Here is a 21,945-nt window from a genome sequence, read left to right on the forward strand (position 1 = left end):
GGTCGAGGTCGCCGACAGGCCCCTGCCCTGATCGGACGGACGGGAGGCCCCCTTGGTGGCGCCTCCCATCAGGGGCGTCTCAGCCGGGGGTATCTCCACCCGGGGGGCATCTCCACCCGAGGGTGGAGACCGGGTGCTGTCGGAATCCACCCATGATCCACCCGGGGTCCGATCTGCGGCCCCGCCCGCTTCCGTAGCGTCGAAGACGTCGCCGGCGTCCGCCGCCGACACCGCTCTTCCCCGCACACGGAGGCCGCGATGTCCGGGCTTGTCGACGCCTTGGCGATCCTCGCCGTGGCCGTTCTGGTGATCACCCGCCAGCTCGGCACCCGCCGCATGGACGCCGACCGGAGATGGTGGCTCCTGCCTGCGGTTCTGGTCTTCCTCGCGCTGCGGGAGCCGGCTCTGCTCGACCCGCACCATCGGACCGCCTCAGCACTTCTCCTGACCGCAGAACTGCTGATCGGGGCGGCGATCGGCCTGGGGTGGGCATGGACGACGACGCTCTGGCGGACGCCCGACGGTGTCCTGTGGAGCAGGACCACCAGGACCGGTGTCGCGGTCTGGACGGTCGGCATAGCCCTGCGGGCCGCCCTCTTCGGAGTGGGAGCCGTCCTCGGTCTACGACAGGACACCTCCGCCCTGCTCCTGGCGCTCGCGGTCACGCTGCTGATTCGCTCCGGGGCACTGGTCCACCGCGCGCGGTCACTGGGCCCGGTGATCGAGAAGGGCGCGGCATACGGTGACGGCCTGCCCAGGTCCGTGAAGAAGGAGCCCGTGTGACCGAGAACGTCTGGCTGCGCTGGCCCTCTCGGGAAGCGCTGTCCCGAGCGGGGCTGCCCGGGGTCAGGCGCGCTCTCGCCTGGGGTACACGCCTCGTGGCCCTCGGTGTCCTCCTCGGCGTCACGTTCACGGACAGTGACCTGCACGGATGGGAGATCGCCTGGGCAGCTCTCGGGGCGGTCGTCTGCGGGCTCGGAATCCGGGGCTTCTGGAATACCACCCTCGAACACCGGCTGCTGCCCTCCGCGCTGCTGCTCGCGCTGCTGCTCGCCCTCGCGGTGCTGGCGCAGGGCGCGGGCCTGCGAGCCGCCGCCGTCGTCCTGTGGTGCGGGTGTGCCATCAGTGCCATGGAAAGGCTGCCGCTGGTGGCCGCACTGCCGGCGACCTCGGTGGCGTTGGGAGCCTATGCGGCGGTCGATCGCGGCGGCTGGCCGACCGTGCTGGCCACCACGGCGGGTCTCGCCCTGGCGGGGTACGTCCTCAGGCTGGACGCGGAGGCCAGGGGGAACGCCCAGCGGCTGCTCGCCCAGGAGCGGGCCGCGCGGGTCGCCGAGGCGGAGTCGGCCGCACTCGCCGAGCGGGCCCGGATCGCTCGGGAGATCCACGACGTCCTGGCCCACAGCCTCTCCGCCCAGCTCGTGCACCTGGAGGCGGCCCGGCTGCTCATCGAGAGAGGGGCGGGACGCGACCAGATCCTCGACCGTGTCGTGGCCGCCAGAGGCATGGCCCGCGAGGGCCTCGCGGAGACCCGGCAGGCACTCTCCGCACTGCGGGGCGAGATGACGCCGCTGGAGGAGTTCCTGAGCGAGCTCGTCGCGGAGTCGGAGAATGCCGAGGTCACCGTCACGGGTGAACGGCGCCCGTTGCCGGCCGAGGCTTCGCAGGCGGTACGCAGGGTCGCGCAGGAAGCTCTGACGAACGTCAGGAAGCACGCTCCGGGCGCCGACGTCCGCATACGGCTCGAGTACGGCGAGCACGAAGTGACCCTGGACGTGAGGGATTCGGGTGCGCCGCCGGGGGAGTTCACGCACTCCGGGGCCGGATACGGTCTGCTGGGCATGAGGGAGCGGGCCGAGCTGCTCGGCGGATCGCTGGAGGCGGGCCCGGGCGAGGAGGGATTCGTGGTGACGCTGAGGGTGCCCGTATGACGGAGGACGGCGGGGCGCCTGCCCGGGTCGTCGTGGCCGACGACCAGACCGTGGTGCGCGAGGGCATCGTCATGCTGCTTGGTCTGCTGCCCGGCATCGAGGTCGTCGGTGCCGCCGCCGACGGTGACGAGGCCGTCCGACTGGTCGCGGAACTCGACCCGGACGTCGTGCTGATGGACCTGCGCATGCCCCGCTGCGACGGAGTGGAGGCGACCGCGCGCATCAGGGCCGAGTATCCGAGGACGCAGGTCGTGGTGCTCACCACGTTCGACGACGACGCGTCGCTGTTCCCGGCGCTCGGTGCGGGGGCACGCGGCTACCTCACCAAGGACGCGGACGGGGACGAGATCGTCCGGGCCGTGCGGAGTGTGCTGTCCGGAGACGCCGGGCTGTCGCCGAGCATCCAACGGCGGCTGCTGGAAAGGCTGTCGGGGCCGGAACCAGCCGAGCCGGAGCGGTCCGCGCCGGCGGCGGACGGGCTCACCGCGAGGGAGACGGAAGTCCTCGTCCTGATCGCCGACGGCCTGAGCAATCAGGAGATCGCCCGTGCGCTGCACGTCTCCACGGCCACGGTGAAGACCCACATCAACAACCTCTTCGCCAAGACGGGGATCAAGGATCGCTCGCAGGCGGTCCGTTACGCCTTCCGTAACGGACTCGTGCGGCCACCAGGGGGTTGAGTCACCTGATGGGGTGAAGAGCGCGGAGAGAAGAGTCAGGGATCTTCCCGATCTGTCCATCCTTGGGACACGCGGCCGGAACGGGCAGCGGACAAGGAGAGTTCGGTGGAGAAGTACGACGGTCCCGACTCCGGAAGGGTCCGGATCGACGACCCCTGGTACGACGCGCTCGCCTCCGGCTGGGGTGAATTGGACGGCACGGGCGCGCCCGCTCCCACCGTGCCGCCCGCGCGCCAGGAGCAGGACGACCGCGCGGCACGGGCGGCCGACGTCTACCTGGAGGTGCAGCGCAGCGCGGCCTTCCAGGAGGTGCGCAGCCGCTACCGCAGGTTCGTCGTCCCGGCTGTCGCCGTCTTCTTCAGCTGGTACCTGGCCTACGTGGTGACGGCGACGACGGCACCGGGCCTCATGGCGCGGCCCGTCGCCGGCGCGGTGAACGTGGCGATGCTGGCGGGACTCGGTCAGTTCCTCACGACGTTCCTGTTCACCTGGGCCTACGCGCGGCACGCACGGCTGCGCAGGGACCGGGCGGCGCTCGATCTGCGGTGGGACACGCAGGAACTGACGCGCGGCGTCGCGGGCGGTGAGCGGTGACCGGGAACCATCAGACGCTGGCACTGCTGCTCTTCAGCGTGTTCGTGGCGGTCACGCTGGCGATCACGACCTGGGTGAGCCGTCATCGGCATGGCTCGGCGGAGGAGTTCTACGCGGGCGGACGACTGTTCTCGCCGATGGAGAATGGTTTTGCCATCGCGGGCGACTACATGTCGGCCGCTTCGTTCCTCGGAATCTCCGGGCTGATCGCTCTCTTCGGCTACGACGGGCTGCTCTATTCGGTGGGCTTCCTCGTGGCGTGGCTCGTCGTGCTGTTCCTCGTCGCCGAACTCGTGCGCAACTGCGGCCGGTTCACGCTGGCCGACGTGGTCGCCGCCCGGATGAGCGAGCGCCCGGTGCGGATCGCCGCGGGAACGTCCTCGGTGACGGTCTCCGTTCTCTACCTGGTGGCGCAGATGGTGGGCGCCGGCAGTCTGGTCGCGCTGCTGCTCGGCGGTACCAGCGAGGCGGCGCAGGCCTGGACGGTCATCGGGGTCGGCGCGCTGATGATCGTCTATGTGTCGATGGGAGGCATGCGGGCCACGACCTGGATCCAGATCGTCAAGGCGGTCCTCCTGATGGGCGGGGCGATCACGCTCACCGTGCTCGTGCTGGTCAGGTTCCACGGCGACTTCAACCAGTTGCTGCGTACGGCCGCGGAGCGGAGCGGACACGGGAGTTCGTTCCTCGCGCCCGGTCTCAAGTACGGCGGGGACTGGACGGCCCGTCTGGACTTCATCAGCCTGGGCCTGGCCCTGGTGCTCGGCACCGCGGGTCTGCCGCACATCCTGTCGCGCTTCTACACCGTTCCGACGGCCCGGGCCGCGCGCCGCTCGGTCGTCTGGTCGATCGGCCTGATCGGCGGGTTCTACCTGATGACGATCGTGCTGGGCTTCGGGGCCGCCGCGATCGTCGGCTCCGACACCGTGCGCGGGTCGAACGCGTCGGGCAACACGGCGGTTCCGTTGCTGGCGCTCGACCTGGGTGGCGGACCGGCCTCCTCGGGAGGAACGGTTCTTTTCGCGATCGTCGCCGCGATCGCCTTCGCGACCATTCTGGCGGTGGTCGCCGGGATCACGCTCGCCTCCTCGACGTCCGTGGCCCACGACCTGTACGCGTCGTTGCGCCGCCGGCACGCCAAGCCCCGCAGTGAGGTGGCCGTCGCACGAACCGCCGCGGTCGGCATCGGAGTTGTCGCCATCGCGCTCGGCCTGCTCGCGCGCGACCTCAATGTGGCGTTCCTCGTGGGACTCGCCTTCGCCGTGGCCGCGTCGGCGAACCTTCCCGTGCTCCTGTACTCGCTGTTCTGGCGGAACTTCACGACCCGTGGCGCCGTGTGGTCCGTGTACGGAGGGCTCGGGCCGGCGCTCGTGCTCGTCCTGCTGTCGCCGGTCGTGACGGGGAGCCCCGCCTCGCTGTTCCCCGGTGTCGACCTCCAGTACTTCCCGTTGGAGAACCCGGGCCTGGTGTCGATCCCCCTGGGCTTCCTCGCGGGCTGGCTGGGCACGGTGACCTCGGCGGAGCCGCCGGACGAGGCCAAGCACGCGGAGACCGAGGTGCGGGCGCTCACGGGTGCCGGCGCGGTCTGAGTTCCACGCGTACAAGGGGGGTCCGGCCAGCGACTTCCCGGTGCTGAGGCACCGAGGGAGCCCCCGTGCGCCCGTGGATCGTGCGGGCGTACGGGGGTGCATGGCAGCCCGGGCATCACGGGACGATCAGGGCTTCACCCACGCGTACCGGTGCTCGGGGCGCCCCGTGTCGCCGTACTTGAGGGAGAGGTGAAGACGCCCCGCCTGCTCCAGATGGCGGAGGTAGCGCTGAGCGGTGGAGCGGCTGAGGCCCGTCTCGGCGGCGACCTCGTGGGCGGACAGCGGGTGGTCGGCCCGGTGCAGGACAGCACAGATCAGGTCCGACGTCGGCTCCGAATGGCCGCTGGGCAGGCCGGGGGACGAAGGGACCGGTGTCGTGCGCAGCGCGCCGAAGATGCGGTCGACCTGCTCCTGCCCGGCAACGCCCCGGTCGCCGACCCGGTCGACCGTGCGGCGCAGGGCGGCGTACGAGTCGAGCCGGGTGCGCAGCGCGGCGAAGGTGAAGGGCTTGACCAGGTAGTGCAGGGCTCCGAGGCGCATCGCGGTGCGCACGGTCTCCACGTCGCCGGCCGCTGTGATCATGATGACGTCGGACCCGTAGCCGATCTCCCGCATCTGCTGGACGAGTTCGAGGCCGGTCCGGTCGGGCAGGTAGTGGTCGAGCAGGATCAGGTCGACGGACCCGCGGGCCACCGCGGCCAGTGCCTGGGCGGCGTTGTGCGCGCGGTCGACCACCCGGAAACCGGGCACTCTGCCCACGTACTTGGCGTTGATCTCGGCGACACGGAAGTCGTCGTCGACGACCAGGACGTCAATCATCGGGCCTCTCTCCCCGAGCCCGGGCGACCGGTGGGCCCGCGCTGTCGGCTCCAGTGTTCTAGCGCGAGCAGAACGAGCACAACACCCTTCTGCGAGCAGAAGAACGCCTTGCGCCCACAAGACTGATGCCGTGGCCGCCACGCTCTCTACCGTCCCGGGGCATGGGCACGCCCACCCGCCCCGCCGACCGACCGCGGGGGCGGGCGGCAGGTGCTCGGGGCGGTCGTCCCTGCGTGGCGGACACCGGATGCGGGCCCGGCGACAACGGGCCCGGCGGGGTTCGCGGCGCGGCCGCCCGCCGACCCTCGTACGGCTGAACTCCCCTGCCGGCCCGTACGGAGGAGGGACACGGTTGCTTCCCCCGGACCCCGGCCGTGTCCTCAGGCGCGGGTCGCCCAGACGTAACGGTGCTCCGGGCGGCCCGCGTCACCGTACTTCAGCGACAGCGTGGCCCGTCCGGTGCGCTCGAGGAGCTTCAGGTAGCGCTGGGCGGTCTGCCGGCTGAGCCCGGTGCCGTCGGCGACATCCTGGGCCGACAGGGGCCCCTCGGCCGTCATCAGCGCCCGGCGCACGGTTTCCGCGGTGGTCGGGGAGTGGCCCTTGGGCAGATCGGGCTCCGAACCGGCGGAGAGGGCGCCGAAGATGCGGTCGACCTCGGACTGCTCGGCCTCGCCACCCCCGTCGAGCGTGCGGCGCAGGTGCGCGTACGCCTCCAACTTGGCCCGCAGCCCCGCGAAGGCGAACGGTTTCACCAGGTACTGGAGCGCGCCGTGGCGCATCGCCGCCTGGACGGTCGAGACGTCACGGGCCGCGGTCACCATGATCACGTCGGTCTGATGGCCGCGCCTGCGCATCTCCCGGACGACCGCGAGCCCCGTCTCGTCGGGCAGGTAGTGGTCGAGGAGCACCAGGTCCAGGTCCGGCAGCTCCTCCAACCGCCGCAGCGCCTCCGCGGCGGAGTGCGCCTCGGCCGCGACGCGGAACCCCGCGACCTTGGCCACGTAGGCGGCGTTGACCCGGGCGACCCGGACGTCGTCGTCCACGACCAGTACCTCGATCATCGCGACTCCTCTGCGGCTGCTGCGGCCTCTTCTGCGGCCCCTTCGACGGACGTGGTGAAGTTCTCCAGGAGGAAGCCGGCGGCGGGCTCCGGGGCGAGGCCCGGATCCGCCAGCGCCTCGGGGAGCACGACGGTGAACACCGCGCCGCCTCCGTCCGCCTCCGCGACCCGTGCGCTGCCACCCTGCCGTTCGGCGAGCCGTCGCACCAGGGAGAGACCGATGCCCCTTTTGCCGTGGGCGGGCGGCTGTTTCGTGGACCAGCCGTCCGTGAAGATCAACTCGCGTTGTCCGGAAGGGATGCCCGGTCCGGTGTCGCGCACCGTGAGGACCGCCGTGCGCCCCTCTGCACGCAGTTCGACCTCCACGCGCGCGTGGCCGGTGCCCGCGACGGCGTCGAGCGCGTTGTCGACGAGGTTCCCCATCACCGTCACCAGACCCCGGGGATCGATCAACCGGTCGGGCAGCAGCGTCCCGTCGGAGATCCGCAGAGCCACTCCGCGCTCCGCGGCGACGGTGGCCTTGCCCACCAGGAGGGCGGCCAGCAGGGGATCGTGGATCTTCTCGGTGACCTGCTCGGCGGTCGCCCTGTGCTCGCCCACCACCTCTCCGACGAACTCGACGGCCTCCTCGTACATCTCCAGTTCCAGCAGTCCGAGCAGTGTGTGCATCCGGTTGGCGTGCTCGTGGTCCTGGGCGCGCAGGGCGTCGATCAGCCCCCGGGTCGAATCCAGCTCGCGGCCCAGCCGCTCCACCTCGGTGCGGTCGCGCAGGGTGGCCACGGCACCGCCGTCGTCGGTCGGCATGCGGTTGGCGACGAGTACCCGCTGACCTCGGACCGTCAGCAGGTCGGTCCCGGTCACCGTGCCGGCCAGCACGTCGGTCGTACGGCCTTCTCCCAGCGCCTCGGCCAACGGCTCGCCCACCGCTTCGTCGCCGATGCCGAGCAGGCGCCCCGCCTCGTCGTTGAGGAGCCGGATCCGGCCCTCCCGGTCCAGCGCGACGACGCCCTCCCGGATGCCGTGCAGCATCGCCTCGCGCTCCGCCAGGAGCCCCGCGATATCGGAGAAGGCCAGGTCGCGCGTCTGTCGCTGGACCCGCCTGGAGATCAGATAGGCGGCCAGCGCCCCCACCGCCAACGCCCCGCCCGCGTACGCGAACAGACCGGGGATCGCATGGATGAGCCGGGCCCGCACACTGTCGTACTCGATGCCGACGGAGACCGCCCCGACGATGTCCCCCTCGTCGTCGCGCAGCGGCACCTTGCCGCGTGCGGAGCGGCCGAGCGTGCCGCTGTCGATCTGCATGACCTCCCGGCCCGCCAGCGCCTGCCGGGGATCGGTCGAGACGCGTTCGCCGATCTCCGCGGGGTTGGTGTGCGACCAGCGCACGCCGTCCATGTTCATGACCACGACGTACTCGGCGCCACTGGCCAGGCGTATCCGTTCAGCCTCGGCCTGCACGGGTCCGTCCGCCGACGCGGGCGTCGACGTCAGTTCCTCGGCGAGCCGCGGCTGCGCCGCCGTCGTCTGCGCGATCGCCAGCGCGCGGCGCATCGCCTGGTCGTCCAACTGCTCGCTGAGCGGAGCGAGGAACAGACCCGTCGCGAGGACCGCGACACCGGCGGCTATCGCCACCAGCATCAGCAGCACCTGCGAGAACATCCGCCTCGGCATCCCGAGGCGCAGTCGTCGTGCGGGAGGCGTGGGACTCATGCCATGACGGTACGGGGAAGCGCGTCCGGCGCCCGAGGGGGTGTGGGTGGTACTCGTGCGGGCCGTGGTCAGCCGGCGTCGGCAGGCTCCGGGACGGCTTCGGTCAGTTCCCTGACCGCCATCACGTCCATCCGCGCGGGGGAGCCGAGGGCCGAGCCGCAGCTCTCGGGGCGGGGCGGCAGAGAGGCGCCCCGGGCCACCGTCACGAGCCATCGGCGGCCGTCCGTGTGCGCGACCGTGACCTCCCAGCGAGGAGCGGCGCCGGCCGTGCCGACGACGGCGAGCACGCCCGCCGCGTACTCGTGGGCGGCCGTGCGCACCGCGAGCTCCGCGGCCTGCCCGGGCCGCTCCCAGGCGGAGCTGCCCCGGCACCCCTCGGTGACGACCCGCCCTTCCCGCACGCCCTGGAGCACCTCCTTGACGGCATGCGCCTCGGCGCGCCCGTACGCGTACCCGGACGGCAGCACCAGGACCGTGGGGGAGAAGCGGTGGCCCCCCAGGTGCGTGACCTCCCAGACGCCCTCCACCCCGGAGGCGGCGAGTTCGGCGGCGAGTGGGCGGCCCAGGAGCGCGCAGCAGCGGTCGCGCTTGCCGTTGGTGCAGACGAGGGCCAGCGGTTCCCCGGTGTGGGGGCGGCCGTCGAGAGCGGAGTCGAAGGTGCCAGGCAGGCCCGCGCCCAGCCCGGCGAAGTCGAGGTCGAGCAGGCGCCGGGGGTCGGACGTGACGGCCTGGTGGAGCCACGTGTTCCCCGGCGCGGTGTGGGCCGCGTACACCCGGCGTTCGGAGATGGTGCGGCAGTCGGCGTGGCGTCCCGGGCGGCGGATCAGCGCGATGCGTACGCCGATGCCCTCAGCGGCCTTCTCCAGGGCGCGGCCGAGCACGGGGTCCAGGTGGCTCGACGTCAGCGCGTCAGCACCCCAGGGGCCCGGCTGCTCGATCAGGAGCCAGGTTCTCGCAGTGGCGGCGGTCCCCGCGAGGGGCTCCTCCAGGTCCCGGGAGACCTTGGCGCACGTACTCACAGAGGTGAGCCTAACCTGACTTGAACGACGGTGACGTACGGGGCGGGAGTGTCACCGCCCCGGAAGGGGCTGGGGCGGCCGCGGGCCCACGTACTGACCGCTGGGGCGCATCCGCAGCGGGGCCTCGCCGTACTCCTCCAGCGTGTGCGCGATCCAGCCCGCCGTGCGCGCCACGGCGAAGATCGTCTCGCCCGCCGAGCCGTGCATGCCGGAAGCGACCGTGAGGACCGCGAGGGCCAGGTCGACGTTGGCGTGCAGAGGTACGTGGCGGGCCGTGGTCGTCACGACGTCGCGGGCCGCGGCCAGCACGGGGGCGGCGCCGGGGACCTCCTCCAGCAGGGCGAACAGCGCCCGCGCGCGCGGGTCCTCGCCGGGATAGAGCCGGTGGCCGAGCCCGGGTACGCGCCGGCCCGCGCGCAGCTCGTCCTCGACCACGGGTGCCGCCGAGCCGCGGTCGAGGACGTCGAGGAGCATCCGGTGCGCCAGACCGCTGGCCGCGCCGTGCAGAGGGCCCTCCAGGACGCCGAGGCCCGCCGAGACGGCGGCGTAGGCGTGGGCGCGCGCTGACGCGGCGACCCGGACCGCGAGGGTCGAGGCGGCCAGGTCGTGGTCGACGAGCAGGGCGAGCGCCGTGTCGAGGGCGCGCAGGGACGCCTCGTCGGCTGTCCGGCCGCTGAGCCCTGCCCACAGGCGGTGGGCCAGCGGGCCGTCGTCCGGGCGGCCGTGCCGCTTGGGCGGCAGGGCGGCGACCAGGGTGGGGATGAGGCTGCGCGCCGTACCGAGGACCGCCTCCTCGGAGAGGTCGAAGCGCAGCGGGTCCGCGGTGGCCGCGGCGATGGCCGCCACGCGGAGCCGGTCCGTCGGGCCCGTGTGCTCGGGCAGAGCGCCCACGGCGCGGCGGGCGACGGCGACCGAGGCCTCGGGTGCGGTGAACGTGATCCCGGGGCGCATGACCCCCGTCCAGAGCCACTCGGCCACCTCCTCGTACGAGTGCCGCGCCGCCAGCTCGGCCGCGTCGACGCCTCGGAAGTAGTACCGGTCCTTGTCGATCAGGGTGATCCGGGTCCGTACGGAGAGCGTGCCGGTCGCCGGTGAACTCCGCACCGGTTCGCGCCTGTTGCGGCGGGCGAGTGCCTCGACCTCCCTGGTGTCGAAGGTGCTGCCCCGGCCGCCGGGGCCGCGGCGGCTGGAGAGCTGGCCGCGGCTCACGTACGCGTACACCGTCTCGGGCTTCACTCCGAGCAGTTCGGCCGTCTCCCGAGTGCTGAGGCGCCGGCTCTCGGAGGTGCGGTCCTGTTCTTGATCCCTCATGCGGGCCACCGTATCTGTACAGGTCTCATATTGATTCAATCAATATTGACAAGAAATAAGTCAAGCATGGACAGTCGAATCAAGTCCAGGGAGGAAAGCATGTCGATCAACCGGGCCGAGACCGCCCCTGTCGATGTACCGCGAGGACTCGCGGGCGTCGTCGTCACCGACACCGTGCTGGGTGACGTCAGAGGGACCGAGGGCTTCTACCACTACCGCCAGTACTCGGCCGTCGATCTCGCGAGGACACGCGGCTTCGAGGACATCTGGCACCTGCTGATGCACGGTGAACTCCCGGACGAGGCGCAGCGTTCCGCCTTCGTCGCACGGACGGCCGAACTGCGGCGGCTGCCCGCGGAGGTACGGGCGGCGCTGCCCGTCATCGCCGCGGCGAGCGAGGGATCGGGGGCGCTGTCCGGGCTGAGGACCGCGCTGTCGCTGCTCGGTGCGGCGCGGGGGTTCAAGCCGGTGTACGACCTCGACACCGAGCGTCGACGGGCCGACGCGCTCGCGGCGTCGGCCGCCGTGCCGACACTGCTGACCGCGCTGTACCGGCTCGGGCAGGGGCTCGAACCGGTCGAGCCGCGTGACGACCTGCCCTACGCGGCGAACTACCTCTACATGTTGACGGGTTCGGAGCCGGAGCCCCAGCGGGCCCGCGCGATCGAGCAGTACCTGATCTCGACCATTGATCACGGATTCAATGCGTCAACGTTCACGGCCCGGGTGATCACGTCGACAGGTGCTGACGTGGCCGCCTGCCTGGTCGGCGCGGTGGGGGCACTCTCGGGGCCGCTCCACGGTGGTGCCCCGAGCAGGGCGCTGGACACCCTCGACGTGATCGGAACGCCCGACCGCATCGACTCCTGGATCCGGGAACGGGTGCTCGCCGGCGACCGCATCATGGGCTTCGGGCATCCCGTGTACCGCACGGAGGACCCCAGGTCCCGGATGCTCCGGGGCATCGCCGAGCAGTTCGGCGGCCCGCTGGTCGACTTCGCTGTTGAGGTCGAACGCAGGGTGGAGGCGATCCTCGCGGAGTTGAAGCCCGGCCGTGAGCTGCACACGAACGTGGAGTTCTACGCGGGTGTCGTCATGGAGCTCTGCGGGCTTCCGCGCGAGATGTTCACGCCGACCTTCGCGGCGGCGCGGGTGGTGGGGTGGAGCGCCAACATCCTCGAACAGGCCGAGGATCCGAAGATCATCCGCCCGGCGGCCCGTTACGTGGGACCGGGTGCGCCGGTGGCCGTGCCCGCGGTGGCTTGAGGGCCTTGCCTGGAGCCGTCGCATGCATGGGTGGACGCGCGGAGGGCCCGGTCGCGCACCGTGCACATAGTCCAGTCAACGGAGTTCGTGCACAACGAAATTGACCCGGCATCGTGTTGATGCCGGGTCGGTCGACCACGCCAGGGCGAGGTGAACCCTGTCCGGAGAGTCCGGTCAGGCCTCGGGGATGTCCGCCTTCGCGCGCACCAAGGTGTCGCGCGTGATCACCACGATGCGTTCGTAGTCGGCACGTGAAGCGTCGGGCGGAAGCTCCGCGTCGAGTTCCTTGGTGGCCTCTCGACCGATGACAGCGAAGCTGCCGTCGCTGAGCTCAAAGATGTCGGGGCACGACTGACCAGTAGCGCTCCCGCGCTCGCGTGGTGAAGCCCCGACACGTCGCACGATCTTCACGGATAGTTTCCAACCTTATAGCTCGATGAATGGCTTTTCTCCGAGCTGTGCAGGTTCCTCGGAGCGTGCGGACTCCGAGATTCGTGGTCGTCGGAGGCGATCTCCGAGCGCGTTGGGTGGTCGTCGGAGTGCCCGACCACACAGGGAGGGCAGCGAAGGCAACAATAGCCATCCGGTTGCTCGTGGTGTGTGAGAAACGGCATGTGGCCCAGTGAACTTTTCCGGCCTTCCTTGACGTCAGGTGGCGTTGGGATGATTAGCGCCCATTGGGGCCGTTGACCGTTGCAAGGAAGCGCGGACGCTGTGCACCGAGACGTGAACGGCGAGCGTGGGGAGTGGAGCGTTCGGGACGTTACGAGGGCTCGTCGGGCGGCTCACCGACGACCCACCACTCGTCGGTGTCGGAGTCGGCCTGTTCCTGTATCAAGTCGTCCATCATCTGCCCGAGTTCGGCTTCCTCGGAAGCGTCCGGGAGGCTCTCCCGATGGTGCCGGGTCGCGGACCAGTACTCCTGGAAGATCCGGTTCTGGCACATGATGCGGAAGTGCCCGTGGAGCTCGCGCCGCGTCAGGGCGCCTATGCGATGGAAGTACAGGGCGTTCACATAGAGGGCGTTGGCGAAGAGGTACTGCCGTTGCTTCTCCGGCGTGACGTCGCTCTCGTAGGTGTTCAGCACGGCGGCGAGAGCGGGGTCGTCCATGGCCTTGCACAGCAGGTCGAAGTGGAGTCGGTGCTGTTCGGTGAGGGCGGCGCGCCTTCGGTGCCGGCTGCCCGCCACCGCGACGGAGTCGCTCGCGGACGCGAACCTGGACCGAGCGGCCGCGAGCCGCCCCTTCCACAAACTCTGTCTGGCCATGTCAACCCCCGAGTCAGGCGACCGTCCGGCAGTCGTCGGGTGCGGGCGACACGGAGCGGTGGGCGGCGCGCTTGCCGTCTCCCAAGGGTGCCGAGCGGCTCTGATCGGCGGGGAGGCGGAGAGGAGGCGCACGGGGGGAAGCGCGGGTCGCGCAACTCGGCGCCATGTCAGACGTGTGCCCCGCGAGCGCCGCTAACAATCGTTCACTTCGTGGCGTTTCCACCGTCTCGTATCCTGGATCGGCATTCGTTTCCCGTCGTGAGAGCCGGTTCGTGAGCCGGTGCACGCAATGGTGTGAGAGAGGTCGCGCGTTGAGTCAGGCGAGCCCCCAACAGATTCCGGTCCTCGTTCTCGCCGGCTTCCTGGGCTCCGGGAAGACCACCTTGCTCAACCACCTCCTGCACCGCAGCGGAGGCAGCCGGATCGGCGCGATCGTCAACGACTTCGGGGCGATCGAGATCGACGCCATGGCGGTGGCGGGTGCCCTCGGCGACTCCACCGTCTCCCTGGGGAACGGGTGCCTGTGCTGCGCCGTGGACGCCAGTGAACTCGACGTCTACCTGGACCGGCTCGCCCAGCCCTCGGCGCGTATCGACGTCATCGTCATCGAGGCGAGCGGCCTCGCCGAACCGCAGGAGCTGGTGAAGATGCTCCTGGCCAGTGAGAACCCGCGCATCGTCTACGGCGGTCTCGTCGAGGTCGTCGACGCCGCCGAGTTCGACGCCACGCGCGAGCGGCATCCCGAGATCGACCGGCACCTGGCCATCGCCGATCTCGTCGTGGTCAACAAGGCGGACCGCGCCGCGGACCTGGAGCGCGTGACCGGGCTGGTCCGCACGCTCAGCGACCGCGCGGCCGTCGTGCCCGCCTCGTACGGGCGCGTCGACCCCGAGTTCCTCTTCGACTGCCGTCCGTCGGAGGAGCGCATCGGGCAGCTCTCCTTCGACGACCTTCCGCACGACCGGGAGGAGGCCGAGGCCGAGGACGAGGCGGAGGGCGGGGCCGAGTCGGGAATCGGGACGGCCGGCGGGGAGGGGGACGCGCACCGCGGCCATCTGCACTCCGCCTACACGTCGCTCTCGTTCGTCTCGGAAGTACCGCTGGGGCCGCGGCGGTTGATGGAGTTCCTCGACAGCAGACCGGAGGGCCTCTACCGGATCAAGGGGTACGTCGACCTCGGTCCCGCCGACCCCCGCAACCGGTACGCGGTGCACGCGGTGGGCCGCTTCCTGCGCTTCTACCCGGAGCCGTGGCCCTCGGGCGAACGCCTCACCCAACTCGTCCTCATCGGCTCGGGCATCGACACCCCGGCCCTCGCCAAGGAGCTGGAGGGATGCAAGGACGACGCCCCACACGCCGACGAGCACAGCATGTGGGGCGTCCTCCGCTACGTGCAGGAGCGGGACCCGGAGGTGGGCCCGCACCCGGAACCGGACCTGGACCTGGCCCCGGACGCTCAGGCGTCGGGCGACGCGGACGCCTGAGCCGGGGGTCCGTCAGGCCTGGACGGGGCCCGCCACCACCGAGACGGTCTTCGCCAGCGAGACACCCGAGCCGTCCCGGCGCGGGTCCATCTCCGGCAGTTGCGCGGGCGTGCCGTCCTTCTGCGCGGCCCGCGCGGGAGAGGGGCCGGCCCATCCGAGGCTCAGGCAGTCCTCGCCCTTGAGGAAGCGCTGGCAGCGCACTCCACCCGTGGCCCGGCCCTTGCGCGGGTACTGGTCGAAGGGTGTCAGCTTCGCCGTCGTCTGGACCGAGTCGTCGAGCGTGCCGCGCGAACCCGCGACGGTGAACACGATCGCGTCCACGGCGGGGTCCACCGCGGTGAACGAGATCACCTTGGCGCCCTCCGTGAGCTTGACGCCCGTCATGCCGCCGGCGGGACGGCCCTGCGGGCGCACCTGGGAGGCCTGGTAGCGCAGCAGTTGGGCGTCGTCGGTGATGAAGACCAGGTCCTCCTCGCCGGTGCGCAACTCGGTCGCGCCGACGATCCGGTCACCGTCCTTGAGCGTGATGACCTCCAGCTCCTCCTTGTTGGAGGGATAGTCGGGCACCACGCGCTTCACGACACCCTGCTGCGTGCCGAGGGCCAGCCCGGGCGACGACTCGTCGAGCGTCGTCAGGCAGACGATGCCCTCGTCGCCCTCCAGGGTCAGGAACTCGGAGACCGGGGCGCCGCCGGAGAGGGTGGGCGCCGCCGCCGTCTCGGGCAGCTGAGGCAGGTCGATGACGTTGATCCGCAGGAGGCGTCCGGCGGACGTCACAGCGCCGATCTCGCCCTGCGCCGTCGCCGGGACGGCGGAGACGATCAGGTCGTGCTTGGCCCGCTTGCCGTCGCCCTCGCCGAAGGGGTCGCCGTTGGCGGTGCGCGCGAGCAGTCCGGTCGACGACAGCAGCACACGGCACGGATCGTCGGCCACCTGGAGCGGCACGGCAGTGGCGGCGGTGCCCGCGGACTGCAGCAGCACCGTGCGCCGCTCGGTCCCGAACTTCTTGGCCACGGCGGCCAGTTCGGTCGACACCAGTTTGCGCAGCTCGGCGTCCGAATCCAGGATGCCGGTCAGCTCGTCGATCTCGCCGTTGAGCCGGTCGCGCTCGGTCTCCAGCTCGATCCGGTCGAACCGGGTCAGCCGGCGCAGCGGCGTGTCCAGGATGTACTGCGTCTGGATCTCGCTCAGCGAGAAGTGCTCGATCAGGCGCTCCTTGGCCTGCGCCGAGTTCTCGCTGGAGCGGATGAGGCGGATGACCTCGTCGATGTCGAGCAGGGCCACGAGCAGGCCCTCGACCAGGTGCAGCCGGTCGCGCTTCTTGGTGCGGCGGAACTCGCTGCGGCGGCGCACGACCTCGAAGCGGTGGTCCAGGTACACCTCCAGCAGTTCCTTCAGCCCCAGCGTGAGCGGCTGGCCGTCCACCAGCGCCACGTTGTTGATGCCGAAGGACTCCTCCATCGGCGTCAGCTTGTAGAGCTGCTCAAGGACGGCTTCGGGCACGAAACCGTTCTTGACCTCGATGACCAGACGCAGGCCGTGCGCGCGGTCGGTGAGGTCCTTCACGTCGGCGATGCCCTGGAGCTTCTTCGAGCCGACCAGGTCCTTGATCTTGGCGATCACCTTCTCCGGGCCGACGGTGAAGGGCAGTTCGGTGACGACGAGGCCCTTGCGGCGGGCCGTCACGTTCTCCACGGACACCGTGGCGCGGATCTTGAAGGTGCCCCGGCCCGACTCGTACGCGTCCCTGATGCCGGAGAGGCCGACGATGCGGCCGCCCGTCGGCAGGTCGGGGCCCGGCACGTACCTCATGAGCGTCTCGAGGTCGGCGCCCGGGTGGCGGATCAGGTGCCGGGCCGCCGCGATGACCTCGCCGAGGTTGTGCGGCGCCATGTTGGTCGCCATGCCGACCGCGATGCCCGACGCGCCGTTCACCAGGAGGTTCGGGTAGGCGGCCGGAAGGACCTGGGGCTCCTGCTCCTGGCCGTCGTAGTTCGGCGCGAAGTCGACGGTGTTCTCGTCGATCGACTCCGTCATCAGGGAGGTCGCGTCGGCCATCCTGGCCTCGGTGTACCGCATGGCGGCCGGCGGGTCGTCGTTGCCCAGGGAACCGAAGTTGCCGTGGCCGTCCACCAGGGGCAGGCGCATGGAGAACGGCTGCGCGAGTCGCACCAGGGCGTCGTAGATCGACGCGTCGCCGTGGGGGTGGAGCTTACCCATGACCTCGCCGACGACCCGGGCGCACTTCACGTAGCCGCGATCGGGGCGCAGACCCATCTCGTTCATCTGGTAGACGATGCGGCGGTGCACGGGCTTGAGGCCGTCGCGGGCGTCCGGCAGGGCTCGGGAGTAGATGACCGAGTACGCGTACTCGAGGAAGGAGCCCTGCATCTCGTCGACGACGTCGATGTCGAGGATGCGCTCCTCGAAGTCGTCGGGCGGCGGGGTCTTCGTGCTGCGGCGGGCCATCGCTGCTGCGGCTCCTTCACAGTCTCTGCCGGGGCATGAACGGGTGTCTGACGCGGTCCATTGTGGACCGGCGTACTGACAACGTGGACCACGACCCGTCCGTTGGCGTCCCGCGGGCCCCCCGCCCGACCTCCGGAAGCGGCCCGGAAGTGGCCTTGTCGCACCTCCGGAAGCGGTCCGGGAGTCGCCTCGTCACACCTCCGGAAGCGGTCCTGGGGACGTGCTGCCCCACATCCCGAAGCGGTTCTGGAGACGTCCTTCCGGGTCGGTGGCGGGAGTCCCCGACTCCGCACCCCCGTGGCACGCGAGCCCACGGGACCGGGCCGCGGAGGACGCCGCGCCACCCGCCCGGTCACGGTGCGCCACACTCACCGGGGGCACCACACTCACCACACTCACCGGAGGCACCGGAGGCACCGGAGGCACCGGAGGGTCACTCGCGCAGGCGCCCCGCACCACCCGCCCCGGGCACGGCGGACCGCCCGGCCGTACGGGTGTGCGGACCACGGGCCCGGTGCGCGTTCTCGCTCTCGGCGTACCCGACGCGGGAACTTCGCCGACTGTCCGCGCGCTTGCATACAGTGGCACGACCAGTAGCAATCCAGCAGTTCTCCGCGATCGAAGGGACGTACATGCCCATGGGTCACACGGCCACAGCCGAGGCCGGTTCCGGCGGCCTGACAGCGACCGAGCACCGCCTGGCCAACGGGCTGCGTGTGGTGCTCTCCGAGGACCACCTGACCCCGGTCGCGGCGGTGTGCCTCTGGTACGACGTCGGATCGCGCCACGAGGTCAAGGGCCGCACCGGGCTCGCCCACCTCTTCGAGCACCTGATGTTCCAGGGTTCGGGCCAGGTGAAGGGCAACGGCCACTTCGAACTGGTCCAGGGCGCAGGCGGCTCGCTCAACGGCACCACCAGCTTCGAGCGCACCAACTACTTCGAGACCATGCCCACGCACCAGCTGGAGCTCGCGCTCTGGCTGGAGGCCGACCGCATGGGCTCGCTGCTCGCCGCGCTCGACGACGAGTCGATGGAGAACCAGCGGGACGTCGTCAAGAACGAGCGGCGCCAGCGGTACGACAACGTCCCGTACGGCACCGCGTTCGAGAAGCTGACAGCCCTCGCGTACCCGGAGGGCCACCCGTACCACCACACGCCGATCGGTTCGATGGCGGACCTGGACGCGGCCACCCTGGAGGACGCGCGCGCCTTCTTCAGGACCTACTACGCGCCCAACAACGCGGTCCTGTCCGTCGTCGGGGACATCGACCCCGAGCAGACCCTCGCCTGGGTGGAGAAGTACTTCGGCTCCATCGCGGGCCACGACGGCAAGCCCGCCCCGCGTGACGGCGCGCTGCCGGAGACCATGGGCGGGCAACTGCGCGAGGTCGTCGAGGAGGAGGTCCCGGCGCGTGCGCTGATGGCCGCCTACCGGCTGCCCGAGGACGGCACGCGCGCGTGCGACGCGGCCGACCTCGCCCTGACCGTGCTCGGCGGCGGCGAGTCGTCCCGGCTCTACAACCGGCTCGTACGCCGGGACCGTACGGCCGTCGCGGCCGGGTTCGGGCTGCTGCGCCTCGCGGGAGCGCCCTCCCTGGGGTGGCTCGACGTGAAGACGTCCGGTGACGTCGAGGTGCCGGTGATCGAGACGGCCGTCGACGAGGAGCTAGCCCGGTTCGCCGAGGAGGGCCCCACGGCCGAGGAGATGGAGCGCGCCCAGGCCCAGTTGGAGCGCGAGTGGCTGGACCGGCTGGGCACCGTCGCCGGCCGTGCCGACGAACTGTGCCGGTACGCGGTCCTGTTCGGCGACCCGCAGCTCGCGCTGACGGCCGTCCAGCGCGTCCTGGACATCACGGCCGAGGAGGTCCAGGAGGTCGCCAAGGCCCGCCTGCGCCCCGACAACCGCGCGGTGCTGGTGTACGAGCCGATCGCCCCCGACGAGGCCGACACGGAAGCAGCCACCGACGCCACCGACGCAACCGATGAGGAGGCGGCCAAGTGACCGAGCTCGCCACGATGGAGTTCCACCCGCAGCCCCAGGCCGGCGAGGCCAGGCCCTGGGCGTTCCCGGAGCCCGGGCGCGGCACGCTCGACAACGGCCTGACGGTCCTGCGCTGCCACCGGCCCGGCCAGCAGGTCGTGGCCGTCGAGGTCCTCCTGGCGGCGCCGCTGGACGCCGAGCCGCAGGGTCTCGACGGCATCGCCACGATCATGGCGCGCGCGTTCTCCGAGGGCACCGACAAGCACTCCGCCGAGGACTTCGCCGCCGAGCTGGAGCGCTGCGGCGCCACCCTCGACGCGTATGCCGACCACCCCGGCGTGCGGCTCAGCCTCGAAGTCCCGGTCTCCCGGCTGCCGAAGGCCCTGGGACTGCTCGCCGACGCCCTGAGGGCGCCCGCGTTCGAGGACAGCGAGGTCGAACGGCTGGTGCGCAACCGGCTCGACGAGATCCCGCACGAGACCGCGAACCCGGCCCGCCGTGCCGCCAAGGAGCTGTCCAGGCAGCTCTTCCCGGCGTCCGCGCGCATGTCGCGCCCGCGCCAGGGCACCGAGAAGACGGTCTCGGCGATCGACTCGGCCGCGGTACGCGCCTTCTACGACAGCCACGTACGGCCCGCCACCGCGACGGCCGTGGTCGTCGGCGACCTCTCCGACGTCGACCTCGACGCCCTGCTCGGCGAGACGCTCGGCGCCTGGACCGGTTCGCAGGCGCAGGCCCGTCCGGTGCCGCCGGTGACCGCCGACGACACGGGCCGCGTGGTCATCGTCGACCGTCCGGGAGCGGTCCAGACGCAGTTGCTCATCGGCCGTGTCGGCGCGGACCGGCACGACCGCGTGTGGCCCGCCCAGGTGCTCGGCACGTACTGCCTCGGCGGCACCCTCACCTCCCGCCTGGACCGCGTTCTGCGCGAGGAGAAGGGATACACCTACGGTGTGCGGGCGTTCGGCCAGGTGCTGCGCTCGGCTCCGGACGGCACGGGTGCCGCGATGCTCGCCATCAGCGGGTCCGTGGACACCCCGAACACGGGGCCGGCGCTGGACGACCTCTGGAAGGTGCTGCGCACCCTCGCGGCCGAGGGGCTGACGGACGCGGAGCGCGATGTCGCCGTGCAGAACCTCGTCGGTGTGGCGCCCCTGAAGTTCGAGACCGCGGCCGCCGTCGCGGGCACGCTCGCCGACCAGGTCGAGCAGTACCTGCCGGACGACTACCAGGCGACGCTGTACCAGCAGCTCGCCGCCACCGGCACCGTGGAGGCCACGGCCGCCGCGGTGAGCGCCTTCCCCGTGGACCGTCTGGTGACCGTGCTCGTCGGTGACGCCGCGCAGATCGAGGAGCCGGTACGGGCCCTCGGAATCGGTGAAGTCACCGTCGTGACCGCCGAGTAGACGCGGCGCGGGCGCGGTCGGGACACCGGCTGGACCCCGCGTGGACGCGGGGGAGCGCGGACGTTTCCCCGGGGGCCCGGGTGACTGAAGAGTCACCCGGGCCCCCGTTTGTCCGTATTGCCACGGAGGTTGCCTTTCTGCCCTGTGGCGTGCGCTACAAAAGCCCTGTTCCGTTTGTCGATTGAAAGAGGGTCCGTCTAGCGTCGATCCGGCTGTTCGTCAGGCAGTGCGCCGCGCCCGCGGCACCGGACAGTCATCGCCGAGTCCCCGTACGGCGCGAGCCAGGGGAGCCGGGGACCCGTACGCAGTCCCTGGGGTGAATCGGACGCCCTTCCCGAAGGGGGTCCGTAGGAGACCTTCCTGCTCCGAACCCGTCAGCTAACCCGGTAGGCGAGAAGGAAGGAAAGGACCAGCCACTTCATGGCGTTCACCCGCGCCACCGGGAAGCACCGTCGTCCCAGCCGCATGAACCGCACCACCAGCAGGACGATGGGCGTCGCCGCACTCGCCACCAGCGGCGTCGTGGGCACCCTGGCCGCTCCGGCGTTCGCCGCCGAGAGCGCGGTCGAGACGACCGGTCTCACCCAGGCCATCACCATCGGCGACTCGGTCGCCGAGCAGATCGACGCACAGGCCGCGGCCCAGCAGCACGCCGCGGACGAGACCGCCGCACGCGAGAGGGCCGAGGCCGCCGCGAAGCAGCGCGCCAAGGAGGCCGCGGCCAAGGCCGAGAAGGAGCGCGAGGCCAAGGTCCGCGCCGCCCGGGAGGCCGAGCGCAAGCGCCTGAACGCGTTCACCTCCCCGATCAGCGGCTCCTATGTCTCCATCGGTTACCAGGCGGGCGGGGCGGTCTGGTCCTCCGGGAGCCACACCGGCATCGACTTCCACGCCGCGAGCGGCACGGCGGTGCACTCCGTCGGCGCGGGCACCGTCGTGGAGGCCGGCTGGGGCGGCGCCTACGGCAACCAGATCGTCGTCAGGATGAACGACGGCACGTACACCCAGTACGGGCACCTGTCGTCGATCGGCGTCTCCGTCGGCCAGACGGTCGCCCCGGGCGCGCAGATCGGCCTCTCCGGTGCCACGGGCAACGTCACCGGAGCGCACCTGCACTTCGAGGCGCGGACTAGCGCGGAGTACGGCTCGGACATCGACCCCATCGGCTACCTCCGTTCGCACGGTGTGAGCCTCTGACGCGTACGGCGTCCCCCCCGGCGGCCCCCCGAGGCCGCGTCGGACGTCCAAGGCCCCGGCTCACCGAGCCGGGGCCTTCGCGCGTCCGCGTTCGGACCGGTGTCCGCCCCCCGTCCGCCGCCACCTCCCTTCCTCTCCAGCCCCCACCCTTCCTCCCCAGC

Annotated in this window: 18 protein-coding genes and 1 riboswitch; of the genes, 10 read left to right on the forward strand and 8 right to left on the reverse strand. The window is 71.4% G+C overall.

The genetic code is table 11. The features are described 5' to 3' along the window. Positions 1–258 precede the first annotated feature (258 nt). From IE265_RS21185 to IE265_RS21205, 5 genes are all read left to right on the forward strand, one after another. Complete coding sequence (locus tag IE265_RS21185) at positions 259–783, forward strand: DUF1453 domain-containing protein (protein ID WP_190037223.1); 525 nt, start codon at positions 259–261, stop codon at positions 781–783. Continuing rightward, positions 780–1,931 carry a sensor histidine kinase gene (locus IE265_RS21190; protein WP_190037224.1) on the forward strand — a complete coding sequence of 384 codons (1,152 nt, stop codon included), beginning with the start codon at positions 780–782 and terminating at the stop codon, positions 1,929–1,931. Before IE265_RS21185 ends, IE265_RS21190 begins: the two co-directional genes overlap by 4 nt. Beyond that, entirely contained in the window at positions 1,928–2,611 is a 684-nt protein-coding gene (locus tag IE265_RS21195) for a response regulator transcription factor (protein ID WP_190037225.1), read from the forward strand. The genes IE265_RS21190 and IE265_RS21195 overlap by 4 nt, the downstream gene beginning before the upstream one ends. Before the next feature lie 105 nt (positions 2,612–2,716). Continuing rightward, a complete protein-coding gene (locus IE265_RS21200; protein ID WP_190037226.1) occupies positions 2,717–3,205 on the forward strand; it encodes a DUF485 domain-containing protein in 489 nt (162 codons plus the stop codon). Then, the gene (locus IE265_RS21205; protein WP_190037227.1) at positions 3,202–4,794 is read left to right on the forward strand and encodes a monocarboxylic acid transporter; all 1,593 of its coding nucleotides are present in this window, start codon (positions 3,202–3,204) and stop codon (positions 4,792–4,794) included. The genes IE265_RS21200 and IE265_RS21205 overlap by 4 nt, the downstream gene beginning before the upstream one ends. A 126-nt stretch (positions 4,795–4,920) precedes the next feature. Here the strand turns inward: IE265_RS21205 and IE265_RS21210 are convergent, their stop codons facing one another. The 5 genes from IE265_RS21210 to IE265_RS21230 form a co-directional block, all read right to left on the reverse strand. After that, on the reverse strand, positions 4,921–5,613 hold the full coding sequence (locus tag IE265_RS21210; RefSeq protein WP_190037228.1) for a response regulator: 693 nt from the start codon (positions 5,611–5,613) through the stop codon (positions 4,921–4,923). Between the two features lie 380 nt (positions 5,614–5,993). Then, positions 5,994–6,674, reverse strand: a complete 681-nt coding sequence (locus IE265_RS21215) for a response regulator (RefSeq protein ID WP_190037229.1) — start codon at positions 6,672–6,674, stop codon at positions 5,994–5,996. Then, positions 6,671–8,386, reverse strand: a complete 1,716-nt coding sequence (locus tag IE265_RS21220; protein WP_190037230.1) for a sensor histidine kinase — start codon at positions 8,384–8,386, stop codon at positions 6,671–6,673. The genes IE265_RS21215 and IE265_RS21220 overlap by 4 nt, the downstream gene beginning before the upstream one ends. A 68-nt stretch (positions 8,387–8,454) precedes the next feature. Beyond that, positions 8,455–9,405 carry a ferredoxin family protein gene (locus IE265_RS21225; protein WP_190037231.1) on the reverse strand — a complete coding sequence of 317 codons (951 nt, stop codon included), beginning with the start codon at positions 9,403–9,405 and terminating at the stop codon, positions 8,455–8,457. 51 nt (positions 9,406–9,456) lie between these two features. Further along, positions 9,457–10,716, reverse strand: coding sequence for a citrate synthase (locus IE265_RS21230; protein ID WP_190037232.1), 1,260 nt, complete (start codon positions 10,714–10,716; stop codon positions 9,457–9,459). A gap of 99 nt (positions 10,717–10,815) precedes the next feature. Between IE265_RS21230 and IE265_RS21235 the strand changes: the two genes are divergently transcribed. Beyond that, entirely contained in the window at positions 10,816–11,982 is a 1,167-nt protein-coding gene (locus tag IE265_RS21235) for a citrate synthase/methylcitrate synthase (protein ID WP_190037233.1), read from the forward strand. 174 nt (positions 11,983–12,156) lie between these two features. On the opposite strand, the gene IE265_RS21240 is transcribed toward IE265_RS21235, so the two are convergent. Next, the gene (locus tag IE265_RS21240; protein ID WP_190037234.1) at positions 12,157–12,393 is read right to left on the reverse strand and encodes a hypothetical protein; all 237 of its coding nucleotides are present in this window, start codon (positions 12,391–12,393) and stop codon (positions 12,157–12,159) included. 352 nt (positions 12,394–12,745) lie between these two features. Beyond that, complete coding sequence (locus IE265_RS21245) at positions 12,746–13,249, reverse strand: DUF6082 family protein (protein WP_190037235.1); 504 nt, start codon at positions 13,247–13,249, stop codon at positions 12,746–12,748. 311 nt (positions 13,250–13,560) lie between these two features. Here IE265_RS21245 and IE265_RS21250 point away from each other — a divergent pair, with 311 nt between their 5' ends. Beyond that, the gene (locus IE265_RS21250; protein WP_190037236.1) at positions 13,561–14,733 is read left to right on the forward strand and encodes a CobW family GTP-binding protein; all 1,173 of its coding nucleotides are present in this window, start codon (positions 13,561–13,563) and stop codon (positions 14,731–14,733) included. Between the two features lie 12 nt (positions 14,734–14,745). Here IE265_RS21250 and IE265_RS21255 read toward each other — a convergent pair whose 3' ends face one another. After that, the gene (locus tag IE265_RS21255) at positions 14,746–17,202 is read right to left on the reverse strand and encodes a DNA gyrase/topoisomerase IV subunit A (RefSeq protein ID WP_190037237.1); all 2,457 of its coding nucleotides are present in this window, start codon (positions 17,200–17,202) and stop codon (positions 14,746–14,748) included. A 638-nt stretch (positions 17,203–17,840) separates the two neighbouring features. Between IE265_RS21255 and IE265_RS21260 the strand changes: the two genes are divergently transcribed. The 3 genes from IE265_RS21260 (at position 17,841) to IE265_RS21270 (ending at position 21,784) form a co-directional block, all read left to right on the forward strand. Further along, entirely contained in the window at positions 17,841–19,205 is a 1,365-nt protein-coding gene (locus tag IE265_RS21260) for a M16 family metallopeptidase (RefSeq protein WP_190037300.1), read from the forward strand. Then, entirely contained in the window at positions 19,202–20,590 is a 1,389-nt protein-coding gene (locus IE265_RS21265) for a M16 family metallopeptidase (RefSeq protein WP_190037238.1), read from the forward strand. Before IE265_RS21260 ends, IE265_RS21265 begins: the two co-directional genes overlap by 4 nt. 247 nt (positions 20,591–20,837) lie before the next feature. Continuing rightward, a riboswitch (cyclic di-AMP (ydaO/yuaA leader) is annotated at positions 20,838–20,997 on the forward strand. A gap of 13 nt (positions 20,998–21,010) precedes the next feature. After that, positions 21,011–21,784 carry a M23 family metallopeptidase gene (locus IE265_RS21270; RefSeq protein WP_190037239.1) on the forward strand — a complete coding sequence of 258 codons (774 nt, stop codon included), beginning with the start codon at positions 21,011–21,013 and terminating at the stop codon, positions 21,782–21,784. Positions 21,785–21,945: the final 161 nt, after the last annotated feature.

This window comes from Streptomyces fructofermentans, from assembly GCF_014651055.1.
Classification (GTDB): Bacteria; Actinomycetota; Actinomycetes; order Streptomycetales; family Streptomycetaceae; genus Streptomyces; species Streptomyces fructofermentans.